We start from the raw sequence: 15,971 nt of genomic DNA on the forward strand, positions 1-15,971 counted from the left end.
GCCGCCAAGGCAGGAGAGCTGGTGGGGTCAGTTCTCCTGGAGGGAGAAGTCGTTGAAGCTGAAGCGCTGCTTGGTGTTGCCGGTGGACACGACCTCGACGCCGTAGTCGACCTGCCAGGTGGTGGCCTTCGGCGCCCAGCCACGGTTCGTCATGTCGGTGAAGAAGCTGGCCAGCGGCATCGTCCCGGACTTCTGCGTCACCTGCGAGACGTACGCCGTGTAGCCGTCCTGATGCCACACGTCGTACGTGAAGCCACCGAACGTGACCGTGCCGACCTTCTTACCGGCCGGGACCTGCGACTTGTTGTCGGTCCAGATCATCAGCTCGTTGTTCAGCCCGTCCCCGATCCAGGCATCGAACGCGACGTTGTAGATGCACCCGCTGCAGTTCGCGGGCGTGGTCGCGGCGAACTTGGCCGACTTGATCTTCGACAGCGGCACGTCGTTGTAGTCCTTGTGCACGTTCGGGTACGCCTGCACGCCGCGATCACCCGGCAGCGGCTGCGTCACGTCGAGGTACCAGTTGTCGTAGTTGCAGGCGCTCAACGTGTACGTACCGTTGTCGTTGTTCCACATGTTGTTGTGCACGTAGTACGCACCGAACGTCCGGCCGTCGCCCTGGTTGTTGGTGGACGTGGTGACGAACGACGGATTCGTGCAGGTCGCGCTCGGACTGGTCGTCGAGGTCGGCGTACTGCTCGTCGAGGTCGGGGTGGACGCCGGCGGCTTGGTCGGCGTCGTCGTGCTGTGTGTGGTCGTGGGCGTCGTCGTGGCTGTCGGCTTCGTTGTCGGGGTGCTGGTCGCCGGCGGCTTGGTCGGCGGGGTCGACGCGGTCGGGGCCGGTGCCGTCGGCTGACCTGCAACGGCGGCGAAGTCGTAGTGCACGGTGTAGGTGAGCTTGGTCCCGGCCCGGTACGGCTTGCCGTCGTACCGGAGCGCGCGCAAACGGTAGCTCTTGTCCGTCGTCCGCCGAGTCTCGATCGACAGCAGTGCGGGACCGGACGCCGTTGCGGTGATCGCGACCGGCTTCCGGCCGAAGCCGTGCAGCACCGTGCAGCCGGAGTACCTGTCGAGCACGCAGGTCTCGACGCGGCCGACGTTCGGGAGGGCGGCCGTGGTGGTGTCGGCGGCGTTCGCGGTTGCGACCGGGGTCTGCTTGTTCGCGTTCACGACCATCGGTGCGACGACGACCGCGCCGGCCGCGAGCAGCACGGCGGGTACGAGGATGCGGGTCCGAGGGATTCGGAGCGAGGGCATGCGAAACCTTCCTGTTTGCTTCGGCGATCCCCCAGGAAGATTGCGTACGGCTGTTGACGTTATCGAACCGTGACCATGAGATGTCAACCCCGGATCGTGAATTAACACAGCCTTCACCTGCAACGCCGAGGCTACTGTCAGCGTCCTTCTGCTGTGAACAAACGGATGCTTGCTCTGATCGGGACCGGTCTGCTCGCCCTGTGTGCCTGCGGTAACGAGGCCGGGGCGGGCGCCGGCTCCGACTCAGGTTCTGGCTCTGGTACCGGCTCGGACTCCGGTGCGGCGCTGGCCGGGCGGACGTTCGTGTCCACCTCGATCGTCGAGAACGGCAAACCGCGGCCGCTGCTGCCGGGCACGCAGGCGCGGGTGCAGTTCACCACCAACGGCCGGATCTCCTGGAACGCCGGCTGCAACTCGTCGGAGACAAGCGTGTCGACCGCCGACCAGCACCTCAGCCTGGGCACCGAGATCACCTCGACGCTGATGGGATGCGGCGGCGGCCGGCAGGAGCAGGACGGCTGGATGGGCGGCGTCCTGACCAAGAAACCGATCTGGAAGCTGGACGGCAGCAAGCTGGTACTCACCACGAGCACCACGACGATCTCGCTGATCGACAAGGAAGCCGTCACCCCGAAGCCGGCCCTCGACGCCACCAAGTGGAAGCTGACCACCTCCGTCACCGGTACGACCGCGTCGAACCAGGCCGGCTTCGCGAAGGTCTGGCTGACGCTGAACGGCGAACGCGTCACCGGGTCGACCGGTTGCAACGAGTTCCAAGGCACGGTCGCACGGTCCACGGGCCAACTCACCTTCGGCGAGCTGGCCACCACCCGCCGGGCCTGCAGCGGCGACGCCGCCAAGGTGGAATCCCTTGTTCTGAAGGCCTTGAAGGGCGACCTGGCCTACCGGATCGACGGCTCGACGCTGTCCCTGCGCAACGCGAACGGCGGACTGGACTTCACCGCGACACGCTGACCCGAGCGAACAGGTCCGCGAGGCGGCCGGCTACGCGATGCGGATGTCGAAGGCCTGGACCTCGTTCTTCGTCGTCTCGTAGGACACCAGCAGGTGGCCGTGATCTTTCAGCTGGAGGCGCTGGGCGGCGGTCAGCGGGATCGTCCAGTGCTGGACACCGCGCGTCACCTTCTGGCTGGCCTGCTTCACGAGATGGCCGCTCATGTCCGGTGACCACGGTGGCGTGGCCCCGTCGGTGATCGCGCACGGCGTGAACCCGTAGTCCGGGGCCGGGTCCGACGTACACGACGTCGTCCACACCGGGATGGCCCCGATTTCGCCCGAGGTCAGGAACGCGCGGGCGGTGCCGGTCCCCTTCGACGAGGTGACCAGTTGGACGGCATTGCCGCGCAGGGCGGCGGACCGGATCTTCAGGTCGTCGGTCGGGACCCTGCCGGAGATCGGTACGCCGTTGCGGACCGACTGCGCAATCGTTTGAGGCGAGAGAGCACCGTTGAGGTTCGGGTTCGAGACGTCAGGCGGCGCCGGGGTGGTCGGACGGTCCGCGGGCGGTGTGTACCCGGGGAGGGTGGCGAGCCCCCAACGGTACGGGTCGGACTGCACGGACCCGAGCGCCGACCAGCCGAGTCGCGTACTCATGTCGATGTGCCGCAGCGTCGTCGTACCGGGCGCTGACGTGTCGTCGTTGTCGTACGGCGTGATGTTCAGCCCGAGCCGCGACGGGTCGACGGCGGCCGGGAGATCGGCGAGCGGGATCTTCACCTCGAGGTCGTACCCGCCGTTGGCGTAGGCGTGCGGCACGGTGGTCTCGTTGCTGCCGACCCACTGCGCGGTCGACGCGACCTGGACGCCGGGCGCGTTGCCCGTGTCGAGCGAACCGCTCGAGTAGCCCTGGTGGTTGTCCGCGTCGCGTTCCCAGCACGGGCCGCCGCTCTGGCTGAACGGGAAGATGCCGAGCTTGAACGTGTTCGCGGTGTCCTTCAGGTCCTGCGACGCGGTGCCGCGCGGGTCGAGCAGGATCTCCACCGAGTCGGCCTGCCAGTGCCCGACACATTCGGCCGGCGTCACGGCGTACGACTGGTAGTCGTCACGGATGTGGACGAAGAAGTACAGCGCATCGTCGGACCAGCTGACCTTCGCGGTACTGCCCTCTCCCGTTGCCGAAACGCCGCAGTCGTCCACGCCGGTGCAACCCGAGGCACCCTGCCAGATCCGCCCGAGGTCGAGCGTCAGCCCCGGGTACTCGCCGGCCTCCGCCTTCCCGTCGACGACAGGCGTCGCCTGCGGAATGACCGTCGTCGGAACGAGCGTCAACGTGAGCGTTTCCGATCCCGTCGTGCCGTCCCCGTACGAGGTTCTGATCGGGATCGCCACGTTCTGCTGCGCGGGCAGACTCGTGTCGGTATTGGTCAGCTTGAACGTCACCGTGACGTCCGCGCCGGGTGCCACGTCGTACGGCTTGTTGTCGGCGTCGACGCGTAAATTGCTCGGGAGGTCGAGCGACACGGCGCCGGTCTGCTGCTCGGCCGACCAGTTGTGCACCACGACCGGTACGTCGATCGTCTGGCCGATGCCCATCGACTGGATCGCCGGCGAGCGGCCAAGGCGGTCCGCCTGCGGCGCGGTGTTCTGCAGCCACTCGTCGTACTCCTGCCAGTTCCCCCATCGCTGGAAACGTCCCTCGGCCGCGGAAACGATCCGTACAACGTTTTCCGTGTAGCCGGTCGCGCGCTTCGTCGAGTACAGCGCGGAGATCTTGGCGTTCTGGCCGGCGGTCGCATCGGCGGCCGGCGTAACGGTGAAGGTGACATCTGCGCTCGAGCCGCCGCGCACCGGCTTCGGCCCGTCGGTCGTCCAACCGGCCGGAACCGTCAGCTGTACGTTGCCTTTGGCAAGCTTTCCGCGGAGGTGCAGGGTGGCCTGGAACGGCTCGCCGGCGACGTTGTAGAAGCGGGAGAACGTCAGGTACTCGAGGGTCCCGAGCGGCAGCCCGCCCGGGTCGGGCTTGGTCGCACCGAACAGGATCGCGTCGTCCCGACCCGCCTGGGTGCTGCTGTTCGGCTGGAACGGCACAAACGATTCCGTCATCCCGAAGCGCGGACAGGCCGGCGTCGAGACGCCCTTGTACATCACGCGACTCTGCGTCGGGTACGCCGCGCGTCCCTCGTCCGACACCTGCTGCCAGATCTTCGGCGTACCGGCGGTCTGCCCTTGCGAGTTGCCGGCCGGCCAGGTGTACGGCGAGTTGTACCCCGTCCAGACGCCCGCGACCGTGTCGACGCCGCTCGGGGTGAACCCGGTGGTGCAGTTCGCGGCCGTTGTCGTACCGCCGGTCCCCGCGGTGCTGCCGCCGGAGAAGACCTTCTTCACCTGCCAGGTGCTCAGCGCGTGCGGGCCCTTGAGCTGCTCCGGGAACATGTTCGGATCGGCGGCCGCGAGCACGCCTTCCCAGATCAGCCGTCCGGCCTGTTGGTGGTTCCCATGGCCCGCGGCCTGCGTCGGCGTGAAGCCGATGTAGACCTCCGGCTGGGTCTCGCGGATCACCCGCGTGACCCGGCGCAGCGTCTCCTGCTCGTCCCAGAAGTACTGCGTCAGCGGCGCGCTCTGGTTGTAGAAGAAGTCGATCCGGTCCAGGTTGAAGATGTCGACCGTCCCGGACCGGTAGTGCGCGACCCGGTCCTCGTTCTCCCGGCGGAGCCCCAGGTCGGGCCCGAGCTCGGTGCCGGCCGCGTTGCCGCCGCCCTCACCGCGGGTCACCATGATCACGCCACACTTCACGCCGTACTGCTGATGCCACACCCCGCACGGCCCGATGAAACTCGTGTCGTCGTCGGGATGCGCCCACTCCCCCATCACGTCGATCTTCGTCTGCCGATCGGCGACGTAGCGATGGGTCGATTGGGCCGACTGCGCTGACTGTGCCTGCGCGGGCAGAGCCGGCAGGACAGCGAGCAGACCCAGGACCAAGAACCCCACAAAACGCTTCACGAGCACGCTCCAAAGGCGGCGGAGGCACCAGCAACCTCTCCAGTCCTACGTCCGCCCCACCCCACCCCGCAACACCAAACCGCGCGCCGAACCCCCGAAACGCCAGTTCAGCTGAGGAGGAGGCGGGTGGCCTCGGGGAGGGCGTGGGCGACGCCCGTGGCGGTGGTTGGGCCGTGGCTTGAGGCGAGGTTGGCGGCGGCTGCGTGGAGATACGCGCCGACGGCGGCTGCGTCCAGCGTCGAGAGGCCGGCAGCCAGGAGGGTGCCGCAGAGGCCGGCCAGTACGTCCCCTGCGCCGGCCGTCGCGAGCCACGGCGTGGCGTTCGAGTTCACCCGGACCTCGCCGTCCGGATGGGCGATCACGGTGGTGGCGCCCTTGAGCAGGACCGTCACGTCGAAGCGCTCGGCCGCCAGGCGCGCGTGCTTCAACCGCTCGGCCTCGACGGTCGCCCGGTCGACGCCGAGCAGCCGGGCGAGCTCACCGGCATGCGGAGTAGCCAGTACGTCGACGTGATCACCGGAGTCGTCGAGCGCCTTCAACCCGTCGGCGTCCAGTACGACGGGCTCGTCGGCGTCGAGCAACGCGCGGACCCGGGCGACGTCGAGCTCGTCACCGAGGCCGGATCCGATCGTCCACGCCTGCACGCGGCCGTCCCCGACCACCTCCGGATGCGCCTCCCGGACCGCGGCAGCCACCGCATCCGGCCCGACGTAGCGAACCATGCCGACCGGTCCGGCAAGCGCGCCGGCGGTAGCGATCACGGCCGCCCCCGGGTACTGGGTGGAGCCGACCATCAAGCCGAGCACACCGCGGGAGTACTTGTCTGACTCTCCGTGCGGGACCGGGTAGAGCGCTCGTACGTCGGAGGCCTGGAGCGACTGCACGGCGGCGGGCGGGAGGTCCAGGCCGATGTCGACGAGGTGGACGGGACCACACGCGGTGGCTGCCGGGTCGACAAGGTGGCAGATCTTATGGGTGCCGAACGTGACGGTGAACGCGGCGCGGACGTGTGGTTCGGGCGCCTCGCCGGTGTCGACGTCGACGCCCGACGGCGTGTCGACGGCCACGATCGGTACGCCGTACTGCTCCGCCAACTGCACCGCCTTGAGCGCGTCGGGCCGGAGCCCGGGGCGGCCGCCGATGCCCACGATCCCGTCGACCACGACGTCCGCGGACGGGATGTCGTCAGGCGATCCGGTCCGTCCACCCGCTGCGTGGAGAGCGGCGAGTCCAGGTGCGTGGGTCTTGGGTGACAGCAGTACGGCGGTGACCTGCGCGCCGCGCCGGGCCAGCAGCGCGCCGGCGTACAGGGCATCGCCGCCGTTGTCGCCGGAACCGATCAGGAGCACGATGCGAGCGCCGTACGTACCACCGAGAAAGTTGCTGATGGCAACCGCCAGGCCGGAGGCCGCGCGCTGCATGAGGGTGCCGTCGGGGAGCTTCGCCATCAGCTCGGCCTCGGCGGACCGTACCTGTTCGACAGTGTGCGCGTAGCGCATCCGCAAACCTCCTTCGGCAGTGCGCGTTGGTCAGCCTTCGAGTACGACGACCGCCGAGGCGATGCCGGCGTCGTGGCTGAGGGAAAGGTGCAGGCTCTGGACGCCGAGCTTGGCCGCCTGCGCCGCGACGGTGCCGGTGACCTCGAGCCACGGCCGCCCGGTCTCGTCGGTCTGCACCTCGGCGTCGTGCCAGTGCATGCCGGCCGGCGCCCCGAGCGCCTTCGCCAGCGCCTCCTTGGCCGCGAACCGCGCCGCGAGCGATGCTGGCGGTTTCACCGCTTCCAGCTCGGTGAACACCCGGTCCCGCAACCCCGGCGTCCGCTCCAGCGTCCGCATGAACCGATCCACGTCGACCACATCAATACCCACGCCGACGATCATGTCCTCACCCTAACCGCCCACCCGCCGCCGACCCGAGCGGCCCGGTAGAGCGACGCAACCGCATGTCGACCGCCAGGTCGAGGCGCAGGGCGGGTGGGGTTTTGCCGCGGGAGAGGTCGAGTACGACGCGGGCGGCGAGCTCGGCCATCTGGTGCAGGGGCTGGTGGACGGTGGTGAGCGCCGGCGTGACCCACTGGGCGACCGGGAGGTCGTCGTACCCGACGACGGACAGGTCGCGCGGGATGTCCAGGCCGAGTTCGCGGGCGGCCTGGTAGACGCCGAGCGCCTGCATGTCGCTGCCGGCGAAGATCGCGGTGGGCGGGTCGGGCAGGCGGAGCAGGGCGAGCGCCTCGCGGTACCCGCCGTCGACCTCGAAGTCGCCCCAGCGGATCAGCGCCGGATCCACCTCGACGCCCGTCGACCGGAGGCCGTCGGTGTAGCCGTCCACGCGTTGCCGCGAGCACAGCGTGTCGATCGGGCCGCCGATCGCGCCGATCCGCTCGTGCCCGAGGGTGCGCAGGTGCGTGGTCGCCAGGCGGCCACCGTTCCAGTTCGCGGAGCCGATGGACGGTACGTCGTCGCCGACGTCCCCGACCGGGTCCACCACCACGAACGGGATCCGCCGCGTCTCCAGCTGCGCCCGCTGGTCGGTGTCCAGGTCCGAGAACACCATGATCACGCCGAGCGGGCGCCGGTTGAGCACCGACTCGATCCACTCCTGCCGCGGGCGCAGCGTCCCGCCGCACTCGGACAGCACCAACTCGACGCCCTCGGAGCGCGCGACCTCCTCGACGCCGCGGATCAGCTCCATCGCCCACTCGCCGCCGAGCTGGTTGAACACCAGGTCGATCATCGGGCCGGCCGCCGTACTCGCACTCCGCCGCCGGTACCCGTGCTCCTGGATCAGGCTCTCGATCCGCGCCCGGGTCGCCGCCGCCACGTCCGACCGGCCGTTCAGCACCTTGGACACGGTCGGCACCGAGACCCCCGCCTGCTCCGCAATTTTCGCAATCGTCGGCCGCTCCGCCACCAGACCTCCGCTCCGAAACTTTCGCTCAGTTTAGCGGTGAATTGTGCGGCCTTGGGTGTCTGGGACTCCGCTGAGGCGGTAGAAGTAGGTGTTCACCTGGTCGCGCCATTCGCGGGCGGTGGCCAGTTGGACGTCGAAGCGGGCGGTCACGTTCTCGCGGACGACGGGCTCGAAGCGCTCGGCGATCAGCCGCCAGCGCGCCACCATCGCTTCCACCTCGGCGTACCCCTGGAAGTGGGTGTCGTAGATGTGTTGCAGCACCGTCGTCCCGCTCTGCAGCAAGTGGTCGTACGGCACGTGGTGGAAGAACAGCAGCAGCTCGTCCGGACACGTGTAGACGTCCTCGTACAGGCTCGCGAGCGGCTCCGGGTACTGGGCGGTGAACGCGGAACCCGTTTTCACGGTCCGATCGGCACCGACGCCGTACCGATCCGCGTAGTGATGCACGCCGCGCCCGGAGTACTCGTACCCGTTCACGCTCGGCCCGTAGTGCGTCGCCGGTGTGACCATGAAGCCGACACCGAGCGGCGCGGTGTACCGCTCGTACGTCCGCCACGAACCCGCCATGATCGTGACCAGCTCGCTCCGCGTCCGGTCGTCCATGGCGAACGTCGCGGCGGCCCACTCGTGCAGCAGGCTGACCGGATCCGCCGCCGGGTCCCACGCGAGCCGGCCGAACGCGTACAGGTTGCTCTGCGCAAGCTTGTGCCCGGTCCAGTTCGGGTCGGCGCCGACGTTGGAGACGGCAACGATCGCACCGATGCGGTCGGCAACGGTCGCCCCGCCGGCGCCGGTGGTGTCGAACTGGAGAATCTCCCGCCACCAAGGCCCCAGGTAGCAGAGGTCCTGCTGCTGACCGGAGTACTCCTGCGTGACCTGCAACTCGACACCGAAAACGGTTTCCTGCAGCTCCCCGAGGAGCGGCGACATCGCCTCCCGGACCTGGAAGCCGAGCGGCCCGTGCTGGACCTGCAAAACAACGTTTTCCTCGAACCGCCCGTCCACCGGGACGAACTCGTCGTACGCCACCCGCGCACGGTCCGTCCGGCGGTCGCGCCAGTCCTGGGCCTGCTGCGCCGCGGAACATCGCCAGAAAACCGTTCCGCCGTACGGCGCCACCGCTCGCGCGAGCAGGTTCGCGCCCTCGAGATCGCGGGCGTTCCGGACCACGAGACCGCCGAGATCCGGCACCGCGTCGTACACCCGGGCCACCGCCGTGGACCACCAGCGCACCACGCGCTCGTCGTGCGGATCGTCGATGAAGTCGATCGCCAGGCTGACCGCGATCCCGTACTCACGGAACACCCCGGCCAGCCGCGCCACGTCCGGCAGTTCCGCGTTCGCCAGTGCGACGGCGTTGATCCCGATCGAGGCGAGCAACCGCGCGTACGCCCGCACCCGGGTCAGGTCCTGGACCACCTCACCACCGGCGAAGAAGATCGATCCGCCCGAGTACCCACGGCGAACCTCGCCGGACAGCTCGTCCCAGTGGTCCAGCATCCGGATCGGTACGACGGGCCGCTCGACGACAGTGAAGTCGGCGGTCATCCACTCGAAGTACCGCAGCAGGTAGAAGTAGCCGTACAGGAGGCCGTGGCCGCCCTCGGCCGCGACCACCAGATCGTTGCCTCGTCGCACCACCACGAATCCCTCGACGCCCAGGCCGTACTCGGGGACGGCGGCCTCGACCTCCTGCCACAGCGGCGTCTCGCGGACCCTGCTGAGGGTGCACACCGCCACCTGGACCTCGGTCCGGAACCGGCGGGTCTGCCGCACCTCGGCCCGGATCGTCTGCGCCAGCACCCCCGAGGCATGCACCGTCACCTCGGGCAGCCGCTGGGTGGCGAGCCACGCTAGATCGCTCATCGCGGGTGATGCTTACATATCAGCCGGTCACGGAACGGTGACCGAAAGTTTCGAGACCGTACCGTAGCTGAGACACTGGGCGGTAGCTGAGACCAAGGCCACGCTCGCTCGATGTGGGTGCATCCGCTGCCGATGGGAAGAATGGGCCACATGCTGCAGCCGTCGCGGGAGGTGACTCCCTACACCGAGCTCGACCGGGCCACCTGGGCCCAACTGGCCGAAACCACCGTCTCGCCGCTGACAGCCGACGAGGTCGAGCGGCTGCGTGGTCTCGGCGACGAGATCGACATGGACGAGGTCCGCGAGGTGTACCTCCCGCTGTCCCGGATCCTGTCGCTCTACGTCCGGCACGCCCGCGCGCTGCACGCGGACACCGAGAGTTTCCTCGGCCAGCCGGCCGCCACCCGGACCCCGTTCGTGATCGGCATCGGCGGATCCGTTGCCGTCGGCAAGTCCACGACCGCGCGGCTGTTGCGTGAGTTGCTGGCCCGCTGGCCCGAGCACCCGCGGGTCGCGCTCGTCACCACCGACGGTTTCCTCTGGCCGAACGCCGAGCTCGAGCGCCGCAGCCTGATGCAGCGCAAGGGTTTCCCGGAGTCGTACGACCGCAAGTCGCTGCTGCGCTTCGTGGTCGAGGTGAAGTCCGGGATGGACGCGGTCGAGGCCCCGGTCTACTCGCACCTGCACTACGACCGCATGAACGGCGTCCGGACCACGGTCGAGCAGCCGGACATCCTGCTGCTCGAGGGCCTGAACGTGCTGCAGCCGGCGCCCCGGCACGCGGACGGGAAGAGCGGCCTCGCGGTCAGCGACTTCTTCGACTTCTCGGTGTACGTGGACGCGGCGGCGGACGACATTCGCTCCTGGTACGTGGCCCGCTTCCTCAAGCTGTGGGAGACGGCGTTCCGCAACCCCGAGTCGTACTTCGTCCGCTACGGCGAGCTCAGCCGCGAGCAGGCGATCAAGAAGGCCGAGTCGCTCTGGGACGGCATCAACGGCCCGAACCTCCGCGAGAACATCCTCCCCACCCGCTCCCGCGCCACGCTGGTCCTCCGCAAAGGCTCCGACCACACAGTCCGCTGGGTCCGACTCCGCAAACTCTGAGGAGTCAGCGGCGTTTGAGTGCCGGTACGACGGCCAGTGCTACGACTGCGGCGGTCAGGGCGAAGGCGGGCTGGTAGCCGGTGCCGGTGACGATTGCGCCGAAGACCAGAGCGCCGAGGCCCCAGCCGCCGTCGTACGCGAGATTCCAGAGCGCGCTGACCTGACCGTAGCGGGCGCGGTCGACGCGGTTGTACATGAGCGTCAGTGTCAGGTTCTGCGCGGCGCCGAAGCCGATGCCGAAGCAGGTCGAGCCCATCAGGATCGCGACCGTACTGGGCAGGAGGACGAGCGCGCCTGCACCGGCCGCGGCGAACATCAGCGCGGGTGCGAGCAGCTTCGCGGGACCGATGCGGTCGGCGTACCGGCCGGCGAGCCAGCGGGCGAGCGGCGCCGCAATCGCCTGCAGTAGCAAGGCCGTCGCCACCATCGATTGCTTGTCCGAGGCAACAGCCAGCGGAAGGAACGTGACACTGATGCCGGCGGCAACAGTGACGGCCGCGAACACCAGCGTCGGCATCAGCAGACCACTTCGCCGGACGCCGCCGAGCACCTGAACGTGCTGCTCCTCGGTGCCGACCCTCGCGGGCAGACCGGTCAGCGTGACGAGACCAGCGAGCGAGGCGACCGCCGCGATCACGAACAGAGCGCCGAATCCGATCACGTGGGTGAGGTAGACGCCGAGCGGGAGGCCGATCACCGCCGGTACGCCGACCGCCACCCCGTACACGCCGAGCGCCTCGCCCCGCCGGGTGGACGGGGCCAAATCCGCGACGAGCGCGACGGCGCCCACGACCAGGATCGCGAGGCCGGCGCCGCGGACGACGCAGACGGCGAGCACGAGCGGGAGTTCGACGGTGGTGAGCAGGACCATGGACGGCGCACCGAGCAGAACCAGTCCGAGACCGAGGACGAGTTGGTAGCCCCAGCGGGCGAGCATCCGCGGTACCAGCAACTCGACGCCGACCGCGGAGAACATCATCGCGGCGGTCGAGAGGCCGGCGCCGATCCCGCCGGCGCCATTGGCCGCGAGGTAGAGCGGGATCACGGAGGTGAGCAGGTACATGCTGAGTCCGGAGCCGAACACCATCACGAGCACCCGCACGAACTGGCCGTTCAGGAGTCGGCCGGCGACTGGCAGCTGGATTGGTTCGCACGCGGTGGTCATGGTTCGACGGTAGGGAGATACCGGTACGGGCTACAGATCCAGTTCCGTGACCGTTGACAGGACCAGTTCTGGACCTTTGTCGACATGGCGCCTCGTGTACCGTCCCGTACGTGGGAAGTTCCGTACACGTCCGCGTGGCCCCCGCCGAGGCGTCACCCCGAGCGGCACACGACCTCCTGCTGAACCTCGCGAGCACCCTCGTCGACGACCCGGTCCTCACGCACGACGACGCCGGTCGCCCTCACATCCCAGGTCTCGCCGTCAGCCTGACCCGTACGCCGCACCGCATCGCGGTCGCCGCAACGTACGACGGGCCCCTCGGCATCGACCTCGAAGAACTCGAGCCGCGAGACTTCACCGCCCTCGCCAACCGTTGGTTCACCCCACAAGAGCTCACCTGGCTGAACCACCAGCCCGACCCCCTGAGCGCCTTCCTGCACCTCTGGACAGCCAAAGAATCCACCACCAAAGCCCTAGCCCGCCCCCTCCACCAAGCCGCCCTCACCCGCCCCGTCCCCCTCCCCCAACCCCCCACCCCAACCACCCTCCCCGCCACCCGCGTCCCCAACCACAACAACCTGGCAGTCATCCACATCCCACTCACCGGAGCAGTCCTCGCCCTGACAGCCCGCACCCAAACCACCGAGGTCGTCTTCCAGGACCACCATTTCGCGGTGCACCCAGCAGCCTGAGCGTCAGAACGACACGACGTCAGCCCCGGCAACTCGTCGACTTGGGGAGGATCCTCTACCCGATTCGGGACAGGATCCTCCCCGGCGGGCCGGGCCCGGCCTGGCCTGGCCTGGCCCAGGCCCGGAACCCAGCTTTCGCGAGACAAGCCCGCGCACCCCGCCGCACCATCGGGGCCGTTTGGATGGTTCACCTCTCAGCTGGCCCGTTCCGCACCGGCATGCAGATGCCGAAGGGACCACTTGAGGGGTGAACCACCCAAACGAAGCCGGGCTCGCAGCGGCTGAGGAGGTGGCGGGGGTGCGGTACGAGTGGCGCGGCGGATTGCTGGATCAACGCACGGGGTGTTACCGAGGGTTGACCTGGTGTGTGGGTGTGGGTAACTTTCGCGTTCTGGGGGAGTATTTGTCATTGAATTACGTTGGCGTTCGCCCTGCCCGCCCGGACTGAGTTGGTGACACCGATGGAACTGACCCGACGCCAGACGCTCGGACTTGCGGCGGCCACCGTCGCTGGATCGACGGTCGCCGGCACCACCGCCGCCGCTGCACACACGGATCGCTGGGTCCGCGACACCCTGCGCCGGATGACGCTCGAACAGAAGGTCGGCCAGCTGTTCGTCTGCTATGCGTACGGCCCGACCGCCGCCACCGCGGATGCTCGCAACACCAGCCTGTACGGCGTCGCGACGCCGGCCGAGGTGGTCGCGAAGTACAACCTCGGCGGCGTCATCTACTTCACCTGGACCGACTCGGTCCATGACCCTGAGCAGATCGCCGGCCTGTCGAACGGTCTGCAGGCGGCCTCGCTCGCGAACACCGGCGTACCGCTCCAGATCGGCGCCGACCAGGAGTACGGCTCGGTCGTCCGGGTCGGTCCGCCCGCGACCCAGTTCCCGGGCGGGATGGCGCTCGGCGCGACCCGTTCGGCCGCGTTCGCGCGCCAGGCCGGGGCGATCGCCGGCCGCGAGCTGAAAGCGCTCGGCATCACCACCGACTTCGCGCCGGACGCCGACGTGAACGTCAACCCACTGAACCCGGTGATCGGCGTCCGCTCGGTCTCCTCCGACCCGGCCCTGGTCGCGGAGCTCGTCGCCGCGCAGGTCAAGGGCTACCAGCGCGACGGGCACATCGTCTCGACCGCGAAGCACTTCCCCGGACACGGTGACACTGCCACCGACAGCCACACCGGCATCCCGGTCATCGACCACACCCGCGAGGAGTGGACGCGGATCGACATGCCGCCGTTCCAGGCCGCGATCCGGGCCGGCATCCAGTCGATCATGACCGCGCACATCGTCGTACCGGCCCTCGACCCCGCGGGCGATCCGGCGACGCTGAGCCGGCCGATCCTGACCGGGATCCTGCGCGAGCAGCTGCGCTTCGACGGCGTGGTGATCACCGACTCGCTCGGGATGCAGGGCGTGCGGGACAAGTACGGTGACGCGGAGATCCCGCTGCGCGCGATCGAGGCGGGCGTCGACCAACTGCTGATGCCTGTCGATCCCGGACTGGCGTACAACTCGGTCCTGGACGCGGTCCGGGGCGGCCGGATCAGCGAGGCCCGGATCGACGAGAGCGTCGAACGCATCCTGAAGCTCAAGCACGACAACGGCCTGGTCGATCGCCCGTACGTCGACGTGTCGCGCGTCCTGAAGATCGTCGGCACGCCGGCCGGTACCGCGGAGGCGCAGCGGATCGCGGACCACAGCACGACCCTGCTCCGCAACGACGCCGAACTCCTGCCGCTCTCCCCCGCACCGCGGACGATCGTCGTCGCCGGGTACAGCCCCACGACGCTCGCGACCGCTCTGCAGCGCCGGGGCGCGACGACGGTCGTGAAGGACACCGGCAGCACGCCCACCGACGCGAAGATCACCGACGCCGTCACCGCTGCCTCGACTGCGGACCTGACCGTCGTACTCACCAACAAGGCGTGGGACACCGCGGTCACCGACAAGCAGGCGAAGCAGCAGAAACTCGTGAACGCCCTGCTCGCCACCGGCCGGCCCGTTGTCCTCGTCCCGGTCCGCGACCCGTACGACGTCGCGTACGTCGATCCGGCGCCGACCGTACTGGTCACGTACGGCAGCACCGCGGTGTCGATGGAGGCGCTCGCGAAGGTGCTGTACGGCGAGATCGCACCAACCGGCAAACTGCCCGTGGAGATCCCCGCGGAAAATGCAGAAACACTGTTTCCGTTCGGGCACGGGCTGACCTTCGACCCGCGGGACACCAGGCTGACCGTTGCCTCGTACAACATTCACGCGGGCGCCGGTGAGGACAACGTTTTCGACCTCGACCGGACCGCGCGGGCGTTGAAGGCGCTGGACGCCGACATCATCGGCCTGCAAGAGGTCGACGTGCACTGGGACACGCGGAGCCAGTGGCTCGACACGATTGCCGAACTGGCAACCAGACTCGGAATGTTTCCGGCGTTCGCACCGATCTACGACCTCGACCCACCGGCCGCCGGTCAGCCGCGCAGGCAGTACGGCGTCGGCGTGCTGTCACGTTTTCCGCTGGTACGCGTCGAGAACCACTCGATCACCCGGCTGTCCACCCAGGACCCGAATCCGGTGCCCGCACCGGCACCAGGTTTCCTCGAGGTCGAGGTGGAGGTCCGCGGCCGCCGGCTGCACGTGTACTGCACGCATCTCGACTACCGGGGAGACCCGACCGTCCGGACGCTGCAGGTGGCCGACACGGTCAAGATCCTCTCCCAGGACCGCCGCGGTGACCTGCAGATCCTCGTCGGCGACTTCAACGCCGAAGCCACAGCGCCTGAGCTCAGCGGTTTGTGGACGCGGCTCAGCGACTCCTGGACCACGGCCGCGTCGACGACCGGCGGTCCGGACACCTACCCGGCGGTGGCCGCGAACAAGCGGATCGACTTCGTCACCGTCGGCTCGGGCCTGAACGTCCGCAGTGCCGCCGTACCCGCCGAGGTCCCGATCGCCGAGGCCGCCAGCGACCATCGCCCGATGATCGCCCACCTGTCCTTCCGCCGCTGACCG

11 protein-coding genes are annotated in these 15,971 nt (G+C 69.0%); 4 read left to right on the forward strand and 7 right to left on the reverse strand.

Going from position 1 to position 15,971, the window contains the following annotated elements; genetic code table 11:
- Positions 1 to 27 precede the first annotated feature (27 nt).
- Positions 28 to 1,257: a hypothetical protein gene (locus ACGFI6_RS19175; RefSeq protein ID WP_393120240.1), complete on the reverse strand. Its 1,230-nt coding sequence runs from the start codon at positions 1,255 to 1,257 to the stop codon at positions 28 to 30.
- Positions 1,258 to 1,422: 165 nt separating this feature from the next.
- Here ACGFI6_RS19175 and ACGFI6_RS19180 point away from each other — a divergent pair, with 165 nt between their 5' ends.
- Positions 1,423 to 2,232: an META domain-containing protein gene (locus tag ACGFI6_RS19180; protein WP_393120242.1), complete on the forward strand. Its 810-nt coding sequence runs from the start codon at positions 1,423 to 1,425 to the stop codon at positions 2,230 to 2,232.
- Positions 2,233 to 2,262: 30 nt separating this feature from the next.
- On the opposite strand, the gene ACGFI6_RS19185 is transcribed toward ACGFI6_RS19180, so the two are convergent.
- From ACGFI6_RS19185 to ACGFI6_RS19205, 5 genes are all read right to left on the reverse strand, one after another.
- Positions 2,263 to 5,220: a PIG-L family deacetylase gene (locus ACGFI6_RS19185; protein ID WP_393120244.1), complete on the reverse strand. Its 2,958-nt coding sequence runs from the start codon at positions 5,218 to 5,220 to the stop codon at positions 2,263 to 2,265.
- A gap of 107 nt (positions 5,221 to 5,327) precedes the next feature.
- Complete coding sequence (locus ACGFI6_RS19190; protein WP_393120246.1) at positions 5,328 to 6,719, reverse strand: NAD(P)H-hydrate dehydratase; 1,392 nt, start codon at positions 6,717 to 6,719, stop codon at positions 5,328 to 5,330.
- A 30-nt stretch (positions 6,720 to 6,749) separates the two neighbouring features.
- Positions 6,750 to 7,100 carry a holo-ACP synthase gene (locus ACGFI6_RS19195; RefSeq protein WP_393120248.1) on the reverse strand — a complete coding sequence of 117 codons (351 nt, stop codon included), beginning with the start codon at positions 7,098 to 7,100 and terminating at the stop codon, positions 6,750 to 6,752.
- A 4-nt stretch (positions 7,101 to 7,104) separates the two neighbouring features.
- Positions 7,105 to 8,130 (reverse strand): LacI family DNA-binding transcriptional regulator, encoded by a 1,026-nt coding sequence (locus tag ACGFI6_RS19200; RefSeq protein ID WP_393120250.1) that lies wholly within the window; start codon positions 8,128 to 8,130, stop codon positions 7,105 to 7,107.
- Positions 8,131 to 8,160: 30 nt separating this feature from the next.
- Positions 8,161 to 9,996 (reverse strand): alpha-glucuronidase, encoded by a 1,836-nt coding sequence (locus ACGFI6_RS19205; protein WP_393120252.1) that lies wholly within the window; start codon positions 9,994 to 9,996, stop codon positions 8,161 to 8,163.
- Between the two features lie 150 nt (positions 9,997 to 10,146).
- Here ACGFI6_RS19205 and coaA point away from each other — a divergent pair, with 150 nt between their 5' ends.
- The gene (gene coaA / locus ACGFI6_RS19210; RefSeq protein WP_393120254.1) at positions 10,147 to 11,100 is read left to right on the forward strand and encodes a type I pantothenate kinase; all 954 of its coding nucleotides are present in this window, start codon (positions 10,147 to 10,149) and stop codon (positions 11,098 to 11,100) included.
- A 4-nt stretch (positions 11,101 to 11,104) separates the two neighbouring features.
- On the opposite strand, the gene ACGFI6_RS19215 is transcribed toward coaA, so the two are convergent.
- Positions 11,105 to 12,265 (reverse strand): MFS transporter, encoded by a 1,161-nt coding sequence (locus ACGFI6_RS19215; RefSeq protein WP_393120256.1) that lies wholly within the window; start codon positions 12,263 to 12,265, stop codon positions 11,105 to 11,107.
- Positions 12,266 to 12,375: 110 nt separating this feature from the next.
- Between ACGFI6_RS19215 and ACGFI6_RS19220 the strand changes: the two genes are divergently transcribed.
- Both ACGFI6_RS19220 and ACGFI6_RS19225 read left to right on the forward strand, forming a co-directional pair.
- Entirely contained in the window at positions 12,376 to 12,957 is a 582-nt protein-coding gene (locus ACGFI6_RS19220) for a 4'-phosphopantetheinyl transferase family protein (RefSeq protein WP_393120258.1), read from the forward strand.
- 461 nt (positions 12,958 to 13,418) lie between these two features.
- Positions 13,419 to 15,968 carry a glycoside hydrolase family 3 N-terminal domain-containing protein gene (locus ACGFI6_RS19225; RefSeq protein WP_393120260.1) on the forward strand — a complete coding sequence of 850 codons (2,550 nt, stop codon included), beginning with the start codon at positions 13,419 to 13,421 and terminating at the stop codon, positions 15,966 to 15,968.
- Positions 15,969 to 15,971: the final 3 nt, after the last annotated feature.

It is taken from the genome of Kribbella sp. NPDC048928, from assembly GCF_043197975.1.
In the GTDB taxonomy this organism is placed as follows: Bacteria; Actinomycetota; Actinomycetes; order Propionibacteriales; family Kribbellaceae; genus Kribbella.